The sequence below is a fragment of the Serratia sp. BIGb0163 genome (genome assembly GCF_024809935.1).
GTDB classification, from domain to species: domain Bacteria; phylum Pseudomonadota; class Gammaproteobacteria; order Enterobacterales; family Enterobacteriaceae; genus Serratia; species Serratia quinivorans.
Map to the genome: position 1 here is coordinate 16044 of NZ_JANUDZ010000009.1, position 17503 is coordinate 33546.

The window sequence follows — 17503 nt, forward strand, 5'->3', positions numbered from 1 at the left end:
CCTGATTTTGATTTCTTATAAGTCTTGGCCGCTAAGCAAATTTGCTAATGACCGGACTTGATAGTCAGGATGCTAATGATTGGCGGGAATAAAGTCCTAAAGATAAAGTGATATTACGCTCATGATCATACAAATGATAAATTGAGGTTTTTCATTAACACATCAAGAGATAAACAGGTGCTCAAGAAAAGATAAACAACCAATAAAAACATTAAGATAGCGTTGTTATTTTCACTAACAAATGAAAATAAAAGAGAAAAACAAATCAACCAATAAGTTAATGGGACTTAACAAATAAAACACAATAAATAACACCGCCGGTCAACTATCTGACTCGGCGGCGTGGCTTAATTGGGTTGTTTATCCGGATTGTAGTTTTCGAGGTAGGGAACTACGGTGTTTATTGAGGTATGGAAGACGGCATTACGGATCCAGTGCAAGGTATTTTCGCCCGGACGCAGGTTAAATGCCGTGATATAGGAATCTGCAGCCAAGCGATTGTAGCCCTGCATTTCATAAACTTTGCCGAGTAACACATAATTCATCCATGACATCTGCAGCTCGATGCCTTTATTTATCGCCTGATAAGCCTCATCGGTTTTCCCCTCTCCCAGTGCCCGTATCGTATGAATTTGCTGAATTATGGGGCTGTCTTTTAATGCTGGCAACGCATCCAGGCGAGCTATCTCCGTATCCAGTTGCGCCAACTGCACAGTATCAAAAGGTTGATAAGAATTACGCAGTAAGTCTGCCAGCGCTTTTTCGGCCGCAATATAAATAAAGTCCGGAGACGATTTCACCATATCACCCAGCATGCGACTGGCATGGGTTAAAGAATCGATATCCCCCTGGATCAATAACTGATGTGCCTGGTAATACTGCTGCAGTTCCGGGCCTGAGTTTGGCAAGAGTTTCATCAACCGCTGCTGCAAAGGGGCCGGCCACGGCTGATTGAGGGCCAAAGACAGGCTACTCAGGAAGTCCTCCTGAATTTTCAGTTGATTGTCTGTAGTAACGAAGTAGCGCTTATCCAGCATGATCGAGCTGTCCGCATTGTCCACCAGCCGTACCGACAGGAAACATTGCTGCGCACGATAATGGCGCTGGTTGACGAACTCAATGGTCAGCGATTTACCCGAACTGCTTGGCCCGGTGTAGTTATAGTTGGTTTGATCGTGCACCAGGAAAGTGGAATAGGTATTTAGCGAGTCCGTGACTACTTCGCTCAGGCCGACGACATAGGAAAGTTGCGGCGTCCAGTTACTGCAGCTGTTGCCCCCCTGAATGCGGATATCAATATCCCGCGGGTTCATCAGCACCGGCATGGTGGATTCCGGTATGCGACGCGACAAAGTTGCAATGGCCACAAACACCACGCAGGCGCTCAATGCCGCCAGGAAAGCCAGCCACACCCAGAACGGCGATTGTCGATAAAAAGCCACCTTCGACTTTGCCGGCGATGTTTTTGCCTGGCTGGGTTTTGGCGGTTGATAATCAACGTCATCGTCTTCACTGCCATCTTCCGGCTCATGGGTGATGACCGCCACCCGGGGTAGCGCAGGTATGCCTGTCTCTTCCCCTTCACACCACATCACTGGCGCAGCCAGCTTATAGCCGCGCTTGGGCACGGTAATGATGTATTCCGGGCTGTTGCTGTCACCGTCCTTCAGGTATTTGCGCAGTTCGGAAATACTCTGAGTCACGACATGGTTGGTGACAATGTTGCGCTTCCAAACGTTATCGATCAGCTCATCGCGACTCAGCACCACATCCGGGTGCCGGGCGAAATATTGCAGCATATCGATTAAGCGCGGCTCCAACGCCAGTTGGCGCCCATCACGGCTTATTTTGTTGTCTGCGGGAGTAACCAACCACTCACCAACGCGAAAAACGGGTTCTTGCATAGTGAAAATAACTCAAAAGGGGGTGCGGCAAGCGCGGGATAATACCATATGAGCGCCCGACCTGCGTCGATATGCCCCGATTAAGCATTCATACCTCATATAATTCTAGAGGCAAGCCATCGGGATCGCTGAAAAAAGTGAAGCGTGACTGGGTATAAGGATCGATGCGTACCGGCTCGCAAACTACGCCGGCAGCCTGCAAATGCTGGATGGCCTGCTCGATGTCCTCGACGCTGAATGCCAGATGGCGCAGGCCACAGGCTTCCGGACGACTGACACGAGCCGGGGGGGACGGGAAGGAAAACAGTTCGATGCTGTATTGGCCGTTGAGTGCCAAATCGGCCTTCCAGGAGTCACGTTCTTCGCGGTAAAACTCGCCGAGTAAGGTGAAACCCAGAATATCGCAATAAAAATGCTTACTGGCCGCATAGTCTGAACCAATGACGGCAATGTGGTGTATCTGACGAAGTGCCAACATAGTGTGTCTCATTATCGATGTGATGAGGCACGTTATCCGGCAGCAGTGGCGACGTCAACGACAAAAAGCCCCGCATATAAGACGGGGCCGTCATTCAGAAATCAGCAACGCAACGGCAGATCAGGCTTTAAGATCCGCCAGCGCAGCACCGTAGTTGATGTGCAGTACCTGCCCATCCACCACCAGCGCCGGTACGCTCTGTACCCCGGCTTTTTCTGCTTCGGCGATACGCGCCGGTTTTTCACCCAGATGAACGACATCCACTTGCACATCCTGGCTCAACAGGCCCAACAACTGCTGCTCTGCGCTCACGCAAACCGGGCAACCGGCATGATAGAAAACGGCCTTAGTCATGATAATTCTCCTTGGTTCTGACTGTGTGGGCGAAATTAATTCGCACATTTGGTTTCGACTCGAAACCAAATGCACAATAAATCCTCCGTCACTCCTTGTCAATATAGTTTTTAATCGATACTATTTTCCCACGTTAGCGAGGATCCCATATTGAGACTTTTTGATTTACTGGAACGACTGAATAGCCTGCAACGCAGCTGGCTGCGTAGCCATGAAGAGCTGGAAAGCCTGCCCCCGGTGCAATTGAGTGCGTTGTACTATCTGGCGCGCTGCAACCATTACTCCAACACGCCAATGGCGGTGGCGGAATATCTTGGCCTGACCAAGGGCACGGTATCGCAATCGCTGAAAAAGCTGGAAAGTAACGGAATGATTGCCCGCACTGCGGACGAGAAGGACCGCCGCAGCGTCAGGCTAAAGCTGACTGACAAATCACGCGTATTGATGGATGCCCTGTTCCCACCGGCCTATTTACAGGATGCGCAGGATGCCATGCAGCGAGACGGCAGGCAGCTAGTGGAACTGCTGACGCAGTTGTTGCGCCAGTTGCAAAAGCAGGATGATAACGTGGCGTTATTCGGCGAATGCCATCGCTGCCGCTATCACCAACGGCAGGATGGCCAACCATTTTGCGGCCTGACGCAGGAACCGTTGCCGGCAAGCAGCGTGAACCTGATTTGCCGAGAATTTGCTTAAGCCAGCGGCATTTTCAGTACCTTCACCAGATAACGCCCGTCCTCGGTCAGTTTCGCGCCGTGGATATCGGTTTCAAAGCCCGGGTAACGCTCGCCGATCGAGCACAGCATCAGCAGGAAATCCAGCACTGCACGGCTCTCTTCGGTGATCATCTCACCCGGCATCACCAGCGGTACCCCTGGCGGATAAGGCAGGATCATGTTGGCCGCCACCTTGCCGACCAACTGATCCAGCTCGCAGGTTTCTACGTTGCCGCGCACCTGTTGCTGGAACATCTGGTGCGGCGTCAGTTTCATTTCAGGCAGCACGTCAAACGCCCGCTGCATCAGCCCCGGCAGATCGTGCCGACAGATTAAACTGTGGATCCCGGCCGCCAGATCCTGAATGCGCATATTGCGGTAGAAATCCGGATCTTCCGCAAACAGATCCGGCAGCATGTTCTTCACCCGCAGGTTGAGATCGTAAGCGCGTTTAAAATCGGTCAAACCGCGCAGCAGACTCATCGCCTTGGTTTTATCGATGCCGATGCTGAACAGGAATAACAGGTTATAAGGCCCGGTTTTTTCCACTACGATACCGCGTTCGTCCAGATACTTCGCCACCAGCGCCGCCGGTATCCCGCTCTCTTCCAGCATGCCCAGTTCATTCATGCCCGGCGTCAGGATAGTGACCTTGATCGGATCGAGGTACATGTGGTTGCTGTCGGTGTTGCCGAAACCGTGCCAATTATCATCCGGGTTCAGCGGCCAACACTGCGCCTCGTCGATCTCCTCCGGCTGCCAGATGTCGAAGAACCAGCTATCGCTCTCCTCTCGCAACCGCTGTACCTCACGGCGGAAATGCAGTGCGCGCTCCACCGAACGATTTATCAATCGCCGCCCCGGATTGCCGCGCAGCATGGCTGCGGCAGTCTCCATCGATGCTACGATGCCGTAATTCGGCGAGGTGGTGGTGTGCATCATATAGGCTTCGTTAAAGGTGCTTTCGTCGTAGTCACCCTTAATGTGAATCATTGAGGCCTGCGAAAACGCCGCCAGCAGTTTGTGCGTAGACTGGGTTTCGTAGATAACCTTGCCGGGCGTGCGCTCGCCGCTCATACCGCTCTTGCCGTCGTAAATGGGATGGAAGTTGGTATAGGGCACCCAGGCCGAATCAAAGTGAATTGAGGGTACGTCCAGCGTCTGTTTGATGTAGTCGGTGTTGTACAACAAACCGTCATAAGTGGAGTTGGTGATCACCGCATGTACCGGCCAACTGGCGTTAGCCGTTGCCGCGACCCGGCCGGCAATGCTCTCGCGAGTAAATTCATGCTGCGGAATACCGCCGAGAATGCCATAGGCATTACGCAGCGGACGCAGGTAGATAGGCACGATATCGCTCATCATCAGCAAATGGCATAAGGATTTATGGCAGTTGCGGTCAATCAATACCGTGCTACCGGTCGGCGCCGAATACATTCCGACTATCTTGTTGGCGGTGGAGGTGCCGTTGGTCACCAGATAACTCTGCTCGGCGTTAAAGGTACGGGCAATATACTCTTCGGCTTCCAGATGTGGGCCGGTGTGATCCAGCAACGATCCCAGTTCTGTCACAGAGATCGAGACATCTGCTTTTAGCGTGTTGGCACCAAAAAAGTCGTAAAACAGACAGCCGACCGGGCTTTTCTGAAAGGCAGTGCCGGCCATATGGCCTGGAGTACAGAAAGTGTATTTCCCTTCGCGCACATAGTTGAACAGCGCCTTGGTCAAAGGAGGCGTAATGGTATCTATGTATTCGGCGGTGTACTGCTGAATACGCTGTGCAATATCATCCGCCGCATTTAGAGCGTACTCAAAGAAATACAGCGCCATGCGCATTTCATGCAGGCTGACGTCGAAGGTGGAATGCGTGTTGATGAAGGCATACAACGGCAGATATTCATTCAACTCATTGATATCGCTGCACAGCTCCAGACTGTAGTCGTCCCAGTCAAAAATCACCCCACAAATGCGCGCGTTGGCTTCGACCAGTTTTAACAGATCGCCGCTGTTTTTCGGATAGACCAGTTGGAAATCCATTGCAGCCAGTGCGGTGTGAAGTTCGCGGATCGGCTCGTCTTTGTAATAAACGCCCGCTGGGCTCATGATCGCGATGATATTCAACGGCTGCTCCTGTCAGTTAACCACCAATCCTCTATAACAACATGAAAAAACCGTGCTGTGTACCCCAAAGCCCCCCTTTTCGTCAGCCAAAAAAAAACCGCCCAAATGAAGGCGGTTTCTTGTAACGCATAACAAAACTCAGCAGTAGCCGTAGTTCATCAGGCGCTGGTAACGACGGTTGCGCAACTCTTCGTTGTTCAGGCCATCGAGGTCTTTCAGGTCAGCCAGCAACTGTGCTTTCAGCGTCGCAGCCATCGCAGGAACGTCACGGTGAGCAGAACCCAAAGGCTCCGGGATCACCGAATCGATCAGCTTAAGCTCTTTCAGACGCGGTGCAGTAATGCCCATCGCTTCTGCAGCCAGAGGTGCCTTATCAGCACTCTTCCACAAAATGGAGGCACAGCCTTCCGGTGAAATCACCGAATAGGTGCTGTACTGCAGCATATTCACTTTGTCGCCAACGCCGATGGCCAATGCACCGCCAGAACCGCCTTCGCCGATCACGGTGCAGACAACCGGGATGTTCAGGCGAGACATTTCACGCAGGTTATGGGCAATCGCTTCTGACTGGCCGCGTTCTTCCGCGCCCACGCCCGGGTATGCCCCTGGGGTGTCGATGAAAGTGATCAACGGCAGCTTGAAGCGAGAAGCCATTTCCATCAGGCGCAACGCTTTGCGATAGCCTTCCGGTGCCGGCATGCCGAAGTTACGGCGGATTTTCTCTTTGGTTTCGCGGCCTTTCTGGTGACCGATGATCATCACCGGGCGACCATCCAGACGCGCAATACCACCGACAATCGCTTTATCATCGGCATAGGCGCGATCGCCAGCCAGTTCTTCGAAGTCGGTGAAGATGTGTTTGATATAATCCAGGGTATAAGGACGGCGTGGGTGGCGTGCCAATTGAGCAACTTGCCAAGCCCCAAGATCGGAAAAAATCTTGCGCGTCAGCTCAACGCTCTTTTCACGAAGGCGCTGAACCTCTTCGTCCAGATTAATATCTAATTTTTCGTCTTGACGGCTGACTGCAGTCAGCGAGTCAATTTTCGCTTCCAGCTCTGCAATCGGCTGTTCAAAATCAAGAAAATTCAGACTCATAGCATTCCTATTTTAGTCAAATTCCAGTTCCACCTGCTCATTACCTACCAAAGTCCGCAAATCTATCAATAAGCGGTCGGTGGGCGTCACGCGCCAGGTTGCGCCAAAACGCAGCTTGGCCCGCGCATCTTCCCGTTGATAGTAAAGATGCACTGGAATCGTCCCCGAGCGATGGGGTTCCAAAGACTGACGGAGACGGTTCAAAAGCTGGTCATCAATTTGCCTGTCCGTCAGCGAGATAGCAAGTCCGCGAGCGTATTTTTCACGGGCTTCACTGATGTCCATTAGCTCGCGGGCGGTCATTTTAAGCCCACCGCTAAAGTCATCAAAGCTGACCTGTCCACTGGCGATCAGGATACGGTCTTTTTCCAATAAATGCTGGTATTTTTCTAACGCATCGGTGAATAACATCACTTCCAGACGGCCTGAACGGTCATCCAGCGTACAAATTCCGATGCGATTACCCCGCTTGGTGACCATAACCCGTGAGGCGATCACCAGCCCAACGGCGGTCGTCATCTTGCCCCGATCCGTCGGGTGCATATCTTTCAAACGCTGGCCACCGGCATAGCGTTCGATTTCCTTCAGGTACTGGGTGATCGGGTGGCCAGTAAGGTACAACCCCAGCGTTTCCCGTTCACCGTCCAGCACCACCTGCTCCTGCCAGAGGGGCACGTTGGCGTAGGATTGCTCCACCTGCTCCGGCGCTTCGGCCAGTACGCCAAACATGTCCACCTGGCCGATCGCTTCGGCTTTGGCATGCTGATCGGCCGCTTTCAACGCATCGGGCAATGAGTTCATCAGCGCGGCGCGGTGCGGCCCAAGGCGGTCGAATGCCCCGGACATGATCAGCTTTTCCAGAATGCGGCGGTTCAGTTTTTTGATATCTGAGCGAGCACACAGATCGAACAAGTCTTTGAAGTAGCCCTGCTCACCACTGTTGCGCGCTTCAAGAATGGCTTCAATCGGCCCTTCCCCGACGCCCTTGATAGCGCCGATGCCGTAAACGATCTCGCCTTCATCGTTAACGTGGAAATGGTACTGACCGCTGTTGATGTCCGGCGGCAGGATTTTCAGGCCCATACGCCAGCATTCATCCACCAGGCCCACTACCTTATCGGTGTTGTCCATATCGGCGGTCATTACCGCCGCCATAAACTCGGCTGGATAGTGCGCCTTCAGCCACAATGTCTGGTATGACACCAGCGCATAGGCAGCGGAGTGCGATTTGTTGAAGCCGTAACCGGCGAATTTCTCCACCAGGTCAAAGATTTTTACCGACAGTTCACCGTCGATACCGCGTGATTTAGCCCCATCTTCGAAACCGCCACGCTGCTTGGCCATCTCGACCGGGTTCTTTTTACCCATCGCACGACGCAACATGTCCGCGCCGCCCAGCGAATAGCCGGCCAGCACCTGGGCAATCTGCATTACCTGTTCCTGGTACAGGATGATGCCGTAGGTAGGCTCCAGCACCGGCTTGAGCGACTCATGCTGCCACTGGATATCCGGGTAAGAGATCTCTTCACGACCGTGCTTACGGTCGATAAAGTTATCTACCATGCCGGACTGCAACGGCCCAGGGCGGAACAGCGCCACCAGGGCGATCATATCTTCGAAGCAGTCGGGCTTCAGGCGTTTGATCAAGTCTTTCATGCCGCGCGATTCAAGCTGGAAGACCGCAGTGGTCTCCGAACGCTGCAGCATGTCGAAGCTTTTCTTGTCTTCGAGCGGGATAGCGGCGATATCGATCGGTTCCAGCCCGGTCTTCGCGCGGCGGGCGTTGATCATCGCCAACGCCCAGTCGATGATGGTCAGGGTACGCAGACCGAGGAAGTCGAACTTCACCAGCCCGGCGTATTCCACATCGTTCTTGTCAAACTGGGTTACCGGATGCTGACCTTCTGCGTCGCAGTACAAGGGGGCGAAGTCAGTGATTTTGGTCGGTGCGATCACCACACCACCGGCGTGCTTACCGGCGTTACGCGTCACCCCTTCCAGCTTGCGCGCCATGTCGATCAGCGCTTTGACTTCCTCATCAGCCTCGTAGATTTCCGGTAACTGCGGCTCGGCGGCAAAGGCTTTCTCCAGCGTCATACCTGGATCGGGTGGCACCAGCTTGGAGATACGATCGACGAAGCCATACGGGTGACCCAGCACGCGGCCCACGTCGCGAATAACCGCTTTCGCCGCCATGGTACCGAAGGTAATGATCTGGGATACCGCCTCACGGCCGTACATCTCCGCCACGTGATCAATCACCAGATCGCGTTTTTCCATGCAGAAGTCGACGTCGAAGTCGGGCATCGAAACACGTTCCGGATTAAGGAAACGTTCGAACAGCAGGTCAAATTCCAGCGGATCAAGATCGGTGATTTTCAGCGCGTAAGCCACCAGTGAACCGGCACCAGAACCACGGCCTGGCCCGACCGGCACGTCGTTGTCCTTCGACCACTGGATAAACTCCATCACGATCAGGAAGTAGCCCGGGAACCCCATCTGGTTGATTACTTTCAGCTCAATATCCAGACGTTCGTCGTATTCAGGGCGGCGCTGGGCACGCACCTCCGGATCCGGGAACAGGAACTCCAGTCGATCTTCCAGCCCTTCCTTCGACTTAAGGACCAGGAAGTCCTCGGTAGTCATATCACCGGTTGGGAACTGCGGCAGGAAGTATTCGCCAAGGCGAATAGTCACGTTACAACGCTTGGCGATCTCTACGCTGTTGAGCAACGCCTCCGGGATGTCGGCAAACAGCTCACACATCTCGTCTTCGTCACGCATGTATTGCTGCGAGGTGTAGTTACGCGGGCGCTTGGGATCATCGAGCGTGAAACCGTCGTGGATGGCAACGCGGATCTCATGGGCGTCAAAGTCATCTGCGACCAGAAAACGCACATCGTTGGTGGCCACTACCGGCAGCCCACGTTCGGTCGCCAGGGCTACCGCCGCATGCAGGTAGTTTTCTTCGTCCGGCCGACCGGTACGGATCAGTTCAAGATAGTAACTGTCGGGGAAGTACTGCTGGTAGAACTCCAGGCACTGCTCCACCTGCGGCTGGTTGCCGCGCAGCAGAAACTTGCCGACGTCGCCCTGACGGGCGCCAGAGAGCAGGATAAGCCCTTCACGGTGCTCAATCAGCCAGTCGCGATCGATGATCGGCCCGGCGGCGCCGTAACCACGCTGATAGGCGCGGGAAATCAGCAGCGTCAGGTTTTGGTAACCTTCATTATTGGCGGCCAGTACGGTGAGCTGCGCCAACTCGTCGCCCAGCACTTCACTTTGCACATGAAAATCCGCGCCGATGATCGGTTTAATCCCGGCGCCGTGCGCGCTGCCATAAAACTTCACCAGGCCACACAGGTTGGTAAAGTCGGTAATTGCCAAAGCGGGCATGGCTAACGCGGCGGCTCTTTTCACCAACGGTCCGATCTTGGCTAATCCATCAATCATGGAGTAGTCGCTATGAACGCGCAGGTGAATAAAACGAGGTTCGGCCATATCCAGATACCTGAATCTAGGGGTTCAGCGAACTGAACCCGGGTTAACTCTATCGCTAGGGCCGGCAGATTACAGCGCCAGCACCCTTCTAACCGGGGCAAAGCTGCGGCGATGATGCTCGGTCGCACCCAGCGCGGCCAGCCGCTCCAGATGGAAAGCGGTTGGGTAGCCTTTATGCTGCGCAAAGCCGTAGTCCGGGAATTCCCGATCCAACTCGGTCATTTCGCGATCACGCGTTACCTTCGCCAGAATGGACGCGGCGCTGATTTCTGCCACGCGGCTATCGCCCTTCACCACCGCCTGCGAACGCATCGGTAATTTAGGACAACGGTTACCGTCGATCAATACCATGTCCGGCGCGATATGCAATCCGGCAACCGCTCGCTGCATCGCCAGCATGGTGGCATGCAGAATGTTCAGTTGATCGATCTCGTCCGGCTCGGCTCGCCCCAGACTCCAGGAAAGTGCCTTTTCGACGATTTCGTCATACAGCGCCAGGCGGCGCTTTTCACTGAGTTTTTTCGAGTCCGCCAGCCCAACGATTGGCCGCGCAGGATCGAGGATCACTGCGGCGGTCACTACCGCCCCGACCAAAGGGCCACGGCCGACTTCGTCCACGCCAGCAATCAGCGTGGCGACAGGATAAATGAAGGGTTCAATCATGCTTTTGCCAGCTCCAACACAGCCTGAGCGGCCTGTTCATCGGCACCACAACGGATGCTTTGGTGCAGGGTAAGGAAAGTCTGTTTCAGTTCGTCGGTTTGCGGACTGTCTTCCAGCAACGGCATGACCGATGCCGCCAGCTTGTCCGGCACGCAGTCGTGCTGCAACAGTTCGGTGACGATCTCACGACCGGCCAACAGGTTGGGCAGTGAGACATAGGGAGTCTTCACCAACCTCTGCGCTATCCAGAAGGTAAAGGGCTTCATGCGGTAACCCACCACCATCGGGCATTTGGCCAGCATGCACTCCAGCGCCGCCGTCCCTGAGGCCAGTAAAGCTGCGTCGCTGGCGATCATCGCCTCACGGCCCTGGCCATTGAGCAAATGGACCCTTAACTCAGGTGCCACTTCCGCCTTGATGCGTTCGAACTGCTCGCGTCGCTTGGCGTTAACCAACGGCACCACCAGTTCCAGCTCCGGATAGCGGGTACGCAGCAACTGGGCCGTCTTCAGGAAGTCAGCGCTCAGCATCTCGACTTCCGCACCGCGGCTGCCCGGTAACAAGGCCAGACAACGCGCATCAGCGGCAATGCCCAGTTTAGCGCGCGCAGCCAGTTTGTCCGGTTGCAGCGGCATGGCGTCGGCCATGGTATGGCCGATAAACCGACAGGGAACGTTGAAACGATCGTAAAACGCTTTTTCGAAAGGGAGAAACGCCAACACCAGATCGGTGGCTTTGCCTATTTTGAAAACGCGCTTTTGACGCCAGGCCCAAACGGACGGGCTGACATAGTGAATAGTGCGGATGCCACGCTGTTTCAGGCGACCTTCCAGGGTTATATTGAAGTCCGGCGCGTCGATACCCACAAACACGTCAGGCGCGAGATCGCTGAACCGGCGGGTAAGATCCTTGCGGATCTTTAACAGGCGTGGCAGGCGCTCAAGCACCTCGACCACGCCCATTACCGCCAGCTCTTCCATTTCGTACCAGGTTTCGCAGCCTTCGGCCTGCATCAGCGGGCCGGCGACGCCAACAAAACGCGCGTCGGGGATCTGCGCCTTGAGCGCGCGAATTAAACCGGCGCCAAGAATATCACCGGAAGTTTCTCCGGCGACCAATCCGATGGTCAATGGGCGATTTTGCATAGGTCAGCGAATAATACCGCGGGTGGAACGACCAAAGAAATCAAGGAACTGCTGCACCACTGGCTGTTCTTTCGCCAGGGTTTCGATTTCTGTTTTCGCTTCATCCAGCGTTTTTTCGCTGCGATAAAGAATTTTGTAGGCGTTACGGATAGCCTGCATTTCATCTTTATCAAAACCACGACGCTTCAGGCCAACGGCGTTAACACCGAATGGCGTGGCGTGGTTACCCTGCGCAATGACAAAAGGTGGCACGTCCTGGGCAACGCCGGAACAACCGCCAACCATCACGTGAGTCCCGATAATGCAGAACTGATGAATAGCCGTCATACCACCGATAATGGCATGATCGTCAATTTCCACATGGCCAGCCAGCGTGGCGTTGTTTGCCAGGATACAGGAGTTACCCACCACGCAGTCGTGCGCGACATGCACGTTAACCATCAGCAGGTTGTCATTACCTACTTTGGTCAAACCGGTGCCCTGCGCCGTACCGCGATGAATGGTGACGCTTTCGCGGATGCGGTTGCGATCGCCAATCTCGACACGCGTCGGTTCACCCGCGTATTTCAGATCCTGATTCACTTCGCCAATAGAGGCGAACTGATAGATCTGATTATCGCGGCCGATTTTGGTCAAGCCATTCACCACAATGTGGGACTTCAGTACCGTGCCTTCGCCGATTTCCACCTGGGAGCCGACGTAGCAGAAGGGACCGATGTGCGCACCAGCGCCGATAACGGCGCCTTCTTCAATAATCGCGCTAGGATGGATAAAGGCGGTTTTGTCGATCACGGATTAGGCCTCCCGGCTGCGCGCACACATCATGGTTGCTTCGCAGACAATTTTGCCGTCGACGGTCGCCACGCCTTTAAAGCGCGTCAAACCACGACGAGTTTTCTCAAAGGTGACTTCCATGATCATTTGATCACCAGGCACTACCGGGCGTTTGAAGCGAGCTTCGTCGATACCGGCAAAGTAATACAACTCGCCCGGCTCCAGTTTGCCGACGCTTTTAAACGCCAGAATACCGGTGGCCTGCGCCATGGCTTCCAGAATCAATACGCCTGGAAAAATCGGCTTACCAGGGAAGTGTCCCTGGAAAAACGGCTCATTTACAGATACGTTCTTCACCGCACGCAGGAATTTGTGCTCCTCAAACTCGAGGACGCGATCAACCAGCAAGAACGGGTAACGGTGAGGAAGCAACTCTAAAATTTCTGCAATATCCAGAGTATGAGTGTCAGTAGTCAAAATACTCTTCCTGTCTCTAAAAACTGATGGCATCAACAACACGGCCTGCGCTGCCCCCAATAAGGAGGAAGTCATGCAGGCCGCAAATTAACAACTCTTTGCGCTTTTGGTCTCATGACCAACGCGTTTCGTTTTGTACCCAGCGAGGCGGGCGGTAGTGATTAGTCTTTTCCGACTTTTCGTTCGACAGCTTTTAAGCGCTTGCTAATCTCATCGATATTCATCACCAACGCAGCGGTTTTACGCCAAACTTTGTTGGGTTGTAACGGAATGCCCGAAGAGTATACCCCAGGTTCGGTGATTGGTCGCATAACCATTCCCATTCCGGTGACAACAACCTTGTCGGCGATCTCCATGTGACCGTTGATCACGCTGGCTCCGCCGATCTGGCAGTAGCGGCCGATTTTCAGGCTGCCCGCCATGATAACACCGCCGGCAACGGCAGTATTGTCGCCAATCACCACGTTATGTGCAATCTGGCATTGGTTGTCGATGATAACACCATTCCCGATCTGGGTGTTATCCAGCGCGCCGCGGTCAATGGTGGTGCAAGCGCCAATCTCGACGCGATCGCCGATAATTACCGTGCCCAACTGAGGGATTTTGATCCACTCACCACGTTCGTTGGCATAGCCGAAACCATCAGCACCAATCACAGTACCTGATTGGATCAGGCAGCGTTGGCCGATCTCGACTTCATGATAAATCGTTACGTTCGCCCACAGACGCGTTCCCGCGCCAATGCGTGCACGTTTGCCGATGAAGCAGCCAGGGCCGATAACCACGTTATCGCCAAGCACTGCGCCCGACTCGATCACCGCATTGGCACCAATGGCAACATGCTGACCCAGAGTGGCTTCAGGTGAGATAACCGCGCTTGGAGCGATATCCTGAGCCGGGGACGGCGTGGTATCCATCAGTTGCGCCATGCGCGCGTAAGTCAGGTAAGGATTTTTAACCACCAGCGCCGCAGAACGACAGTGTGGTAAATCCGCCTCGGTAAGCACTACTGCGCTTGCCTGGCAGGAAGCCAGCTGCTCTTGATAGCGGCTGTTTGACAAAAACGTGATTTGGCCAGCCTGTGCCGAATGCATAGAAGCAATGCCGGTGATGACGAGATCGCCATCACCGTGCAATTGTGCATCCAACTGCTGCGCTAGATCAGCCAGTCGAATTGAAGGCATGTTGTTATTTAACCTGTTTCAGCACGTCAGCAGTGATGTCTTTTGAAGTCCCTGCGTAGGCAACAGCGTTAGCATCGATAACTACGTCGTAGCCTTCTTTGCTGGCAACAGATTTCACAGCGTCCTGAATACGGCTCAGGATTTTGTTACGCTCTTCCATCTGACGGCGACGGTTGTCCTGCTCAAAAGCCTGTGCTTTCTGAGAGAACTGCTCGCGCTGTGCCATCACGTCTTTTTCCAACTTGCTGCGATCGCTGGCTTTCATGGTAGCGCCATCACGCTGCAAACGTTGCATTTTGGTCTGAAGGCTACGCTCCATAGTCTGAAGCTCACCCGCACGGCCTTTAAACTCGTTTTCCAGCTGTTTAGCTACGGTTTCACGAGCCGGCAACTGTTGGAAAATGCTGGAGACGTTAACTACAGCGATCTTATCTGCTGCCTGAACGCCAGCTGAAGCAGCCATTGCTAAACCGAGGCCTGCGGCACACAACCACTTTTTCACTATAAACTCCTTACCATCACCCATTTGTGTCATATGACACTTGAAGTACACAATCTGCCAGACTTATCCCGCAAAACAATGAGAATCATCTCTCTGTGTTCGGACGGGCGCCTGGCATTTGCGATTCTTAATAACTGCTATGCCCAGAAGCCGGACCTGTTACCAGGTCTTGCCAATGTTAAACTGGAACTGTTCGGACTTGTCGCCTTCGTATTTCTTGAGCGGGTTGGCATAAGAGAACACCAACGGACCCAAAGGTGACATCCACTGCAAGGCGATACCGGCAGAAACGCGGATGTTGCTCGCCTTACTGTAGTCCGGAATATCGTACATGCTGGTCTGCGCAGTATTCTGCCAGTTGGTATCCCACACGGTACCCGCATCCATGAACAGTGAAGTACGCACCGAGTTGGCGTATTTCTCACTGATGAATGGCGTTGGTGTGATCAATTCCATACTGGCGACAGCCATGGCGTTACCGCCCACTGCGTCGTCCGAATTACAAATCGGGGTACCGTTACTACAGCCATACGAATTGGAGTTGTAGTATGCCGCTTTTGGACCAATGGTGTTGGAGCCGAAACCACGCACGGTGCTGGAACCACCGGCATAGAAGTTTTCGTAGAACGGCATTTCTTTGCCGCCCAGACCATCTGCATAACCCAGACGGCCACGACCCAACAGCACCCAGGTGCGGTCATCATTGATCGGAACATACTGCACGCTGTCTAACGTCAACTTGTAGTATTCGTTATCCGAGCCTGGAATGGTGACTTTACCATTGAGCGTAGTGCGGTTACCCGAGGTTGGGAAATAGCCACGGTCAAGGTTGTTGTAGGTCCAACCCAGGTTCAGCGTGAAGTCATCGGCAGAATAGCTGGCGCGATCGGTGGTGTTAGGGTTCAGACCCATCGAGTCCAGATAACGCCACATGGCAATCTGCGGCTGCATGTTGGACAAGCCGTTATGCACGTAACCCAGGCCGGTACGCAACGAGTTGTTTTCGTTGATCGGGAAGCCCAGGGTACCGTCTATACCGTAACTCTTGTTGGTATAGTCGGACAGGTCCGCGTCATCGGCTTTAAAGTCGTTGTAGAAGATACGGCCACCCAAACTCACACCGTCAACGGTGAAGTACGGGTTGGTTACCGACAGCTCGGTGTAGGTCTGGTAATCGTTCTTGGTACCGCTGATGCCGACGGAATAGCCGGTCCCCAGCCAGTTGTCCTGCTGAACGCCTGCCTGGAAGCTCACGCCGCTCTCGGTGCCGTAGCCAACGCCGAAGTTGAAGGTACCGGTGTTACGCTCTTTCACCTTATAGGTGACATCAACCTGATCTGCAGTACCTGGCACGCGCTGGGTTTCCACATCTACCGTTTCAAAATAGCCCAAACGGTTCAGACGTTCTTTGCCCTGCTCTACCTGTGCATTGCCCAGCCACGCACCTTCCATCTGACGCATTTCACGGCGCAGTACGGAATCTTTACTGGTGTCGTTGCCTTCAAACTTGATGCGACGGACATAGAAACGGTTACCCGCATCAATATTCACGTGCAGCTTCACGGTTTTATCCGCGTCGTTGATTTCAGGCTGGGTAGAAACACGTGGGTAAGCGTAACCGTAACGGCCCAACATCGTTTTGATGTTGTCTTCCATTTTGGTCACTTTACTGCCGTTATACAGCTCACCTGGCTCAATCTTGGTCAACTGGGCGACTTCCGCCGAGTGGCCGGCCAGATTGCCGTTCACCACCACGTCGGTGAGCTTGTACTGCTCGCCTTCAGTGATATTGATGGTGATATAGATGCCTTTTTTGTCCGGCGTCAGGCTGACCTGAGTCGAATCAATATTAAAGCGCGCGTAGCCGCGGTCCAGATAGAAACTGCGCAGGGTTTCGAGGTCACCCGCCAGCTTTTGCTTCTGGTATTTGCGATCGCCAACCACGTTCCACCACGGCACTTCATCACGCAGTTGGAAGCGTGAAATCAGTTCATCATTGGTGAAGGCATGATTGCCGACAATGTTGATTTGTTGAATCTTGGCGGAAACCCCTTCCGTGAACACCAGTTTCAGGTCAACACGGTTACGCGGCAATGGCGTGACCACGGCTTTCACCGAGGCACTGTATTTACCGACGCTGTAATAGAAGTCTTCCAGCCCTTTTTCAATGCTGGATATCGTGGTGCGGTCGAGCGCTTCGCCAACCCGAACGCCAGAGGCTTCCAGGTTTTGCTTGAGCATGTCATCTTTCACCGACTTGTTGCCGGAGAAAGTGATGCTGGCAATGGTAGGGCGTTCCTTAACCTGAACAATCAGCGTATTACCATCGCGCAGCACGCGAACGTCCTCGAAGTTGCCAGTGGCAAACAAGGCACGGATGGTATTACTGATATCATCGTCAGTGACGGTATCGCCTACGCGAACCGGCATGTTGAGTAACGCCGCACCGACGGCGACTCGCTGCAGGCCTTCGAAATGAATATCCTTCACTACGAACCCGTCTGCACCGTATACGGTGGCGCTGCCAAACAGCAGCGACGCTATGAGCAACTTTTTCATCGCCATCGTTGTTATGCGTTCTTCCTA

The 17503-nt window shown here is 53.9% G+C and carries 14 protein-coding genes; 1 reads left to right on the forward strand and 13 read right to left on the reverse strand.

Annotated elements, in window-relative coordinates:
- Positions 1-347 precede the first annotated feature (347 nt).
- The 3 genes from cadC to M2406_RS22980 form a co-directional block, all read right to left on the reverse strand.
- Complete coding sequence (gene cadC / locus M2406_RS22970) at positions 348-1904, reverse strand: lysine decarboxylation/transport transcriptional activator CadC (RefSeq protein ID WP_012146474.1); 1557 nt, start codon at positions 1902-1904, stop codon at positions 348-350.
- A gap of 88 nt (positions 1905-1992) precedes the next feature.
- A complete protein-coding gene (locus M2406_RS22975) occupies positions 1993-2382 on the reverse strand; it encodes a VOC family protein (RefSeq protein WP_017893785.1) in 390 nt (129 codons plus the stop codon).
- Between the two features lie 120 nt (positions 2383-2502).
- Positions 2503-2736 carry a thioredoxin family protein gene (locus M2406_RS22980; protein WP_012146476.1) on the reverse strand — a complete coding sequence of 78 codons (234 nt, stop codon included), beginning with the start codon at positions 2734-2736 and terminating at the stop codon, positions 2503-2505.
- Positions 2737-2886: 150 nt separating this feature from the next.
- Here M2406_RS22980 and M2406_RS22985 point away from each other — a divergent pair, with 150 nt between their 5' ends.
- On the forward strand, positions 2887-3432 hold the full coding sequence (locus M2406_RS22985) for a MarR family winged helix-turn-helix transcriptional regulator (protein ID WP_012146477.1): 546 nt from the start codon (positions 2887-2889) through the stop codon (positions 3430-3432).
- On the opposite strand, the gene M2406_RS22990 is transcribed toward M2406_RS22985, so the two are convergent.
- The 10 genes from M2406_RS22990 to bamA all read right to left on the reverse strand — a co-directional run bounded on the left by M2406_RS22990 (position 3429) and on the right by bamA (position 17482).
- The gene (locus M2406_RS22990; RefSeq protein ID WP_012146478.1) at positions 3429-5573 is read right to left on the reverse strand and encodes a lysine decarboxylase LdcC; all 2145 of its coding nucleotides are present in this window, start codon (positions 5571-5573) and stop codon (positions 3429-3431) included. The two genes, M2406_RS22985 and M2406_RS22990, sit on opposite strands and share 4 nt — an antisense overlap.
- 138 nt (positions 5574-5711) lie before the next feature.
- The gene (accA, locus tag M2406_RS22995; protein WP_012146479.1) at positions 5712-6671 is read right to left on the reverse strand and encodes an acetyl-CoA carboxylase carboxyl transferase subunit alpha; all 960 of its coding nucleotides are present in this window, start codon (positions 6669-6671) and stop codon (positions 5712-5714) included.
- Positions 6672-6683: 12 nt separating this feature from the next.
- The gene (gene dnaE / locus M2406_RS23000) at positions 6684-10172 is read right to left on the reverse strand and encodes a DNA polymerase III subunit alpha (RefSeq protein ID WP_012146480.1); all 3489 of its coding nucleotides are present in this window, start codon (positions 10170-10172) and stop codon (positions 6684-6686) included.
- Between the two features lie 69 nt (positions 10173-10241).
- Positions 10242-10835: a ribonuclease HII gene (gene rnhB, locus M2406_RS23005; RefSeq protein WP_012146481.1), complete on the reverse strand. Its 594-nt coding sequence runs from the start codon at positions 10833-10835 to the stop codon at positions 10242-10244.
- Positions 10832-11980, reverse strand: coding sequence for a lipid-A-disaccharide synthase (gene lpxB / locus M2406_RS23010; RefSeq protein WP_012146482.1), 1149 nt, complete (start codon positions 11978-11980; stop codon positions 10832-10834). Before lpxB ends, rnhB begins: the two co-directional genes overlap by 4 nt.
- Before the next feature lie 3 nt (positions 11981-11983).
- Positions 11984-12772 carry an acyl-ACP--UDP-N-acetylglucosamine O-acyltransferase gene (gene lpxA, locus M2406_RS23015; protein ID WP_135317742.1) on the reverse strand — a complete coding sequence of 263 codons (789 nt, stop codon included), beginning with the start codon at positions 12770-12772 and terminating at the stop codon, positions 11984-11986.
- Positions 12773-12775: 3 nt separating this feature from the next.
- The gene (gene fabZ, locus M2406_RS23020; protein WP_017893789.1) at positions 12776-13231 is read right to left on the reverse strand and encodes a 3-hydroxyacyl-ACP dehydratase FabZ; all 456 of its coding nucleotides are present in this window, start codon (positions 13229-13231) and stop codon (positions 12776-12778) included.
- Between the two features lie 161 nt (positions 13232-13392).
- Entirely contained in the window at positions 13393-14415 is a 1023-nt protein-coding gene (lpxD, locus tag M2406_RS23025) for a UDP-3-O-(3-hydroxymyristoyl)glucosamine N-acyltransferase (RefSeq protein WP_012146485.1), read from the reverse strand.
- Between the two features lie 4 nt (positions 14416-14419).
- A complete protein-coding gene (skp, locus tag M2406_RS23030) occupies positions 14420-14917 on the reverse strand; it encodes a molecular chaperone Skp (protein WP_017893791.1) in 498 nt (165 codons plus the stop codon).
- A 159-nt stretch (positions 14918-15076) separates the two neighbouring features.
- Positions 15077-17482: an outer membrane protein assembly factor BamA gene (bamA, locus tag M2406_RS23035; RefSeq protein WP_259191509.1), complete on the reverse strand. Its 2406-nt coding sequence runs from the start codon at positions 17480-17482 to the stop codon at positions 15077-15079.
- Between the last annotated feature and the right edge of the window lie 21 nt (positions 17483-17503).

Coding starts and splice junctions, on each gene's coding strand:
- cadC (WP_012146474.1), bottom strand. CDS start 1,904: ATGCAAGAACCCGTTTTTCGCGTTGGTGAGTGGTTGGTTACTCCCGCA.
- M2406_RS22975 (WP_017893785.1), bottom strand. CDS start 2,382: ATGTTGGCACTTCGTCAGATACACCACATTGCCGTCATTGGTTCAGAC.
- M2406_RS22980 (WP_012146476.1), bottom strand. CDS start 2,736: ATGACTAAGGCCGTTTTCTATCATGCCGGTTGCCCGGTTTGCGTGAGC.
- accA (WP_012146479.1), bottom strand. CDS start 6,671: ATGAGTCTGAATTTTCTTGATTTTGAACAGCCGATTGCAGAGCTGGAA.
- dnaE (WP_012146480.1), bottom strand. CDS start 10,172: ATGGCCGAACCTCGTTTTATTCACCTGCGCGTTCATAGCGACTACTCC.
- rnhB (WP_012146481.1), bottom strand. CDS start 10,835: ATGATTGAACCCTTCATTTATCCTGTCGCCACGCTGATTGCTGGCGTG.
- lpxB (WP_012146482.1), bottom strand. CDS start 11,980: ATGCAAAATCGCCCATTGACCATCGGATTGGTCGCCGGAGAAACTTCC.
- lpxD (WP_012146485.1), bottom strand. CDS start 14,415: ATGCCTTCAATTCGACTGGCTGATCTAGCGCAGCAGTTGGATGCACAA.
- bamA (WP_259191509.1), bottom strand. CDS start 17,482: ATGGCGATGAAAAAGTTGCTCATAGCGTCGCTGCTGTTTGGCAGCGCC.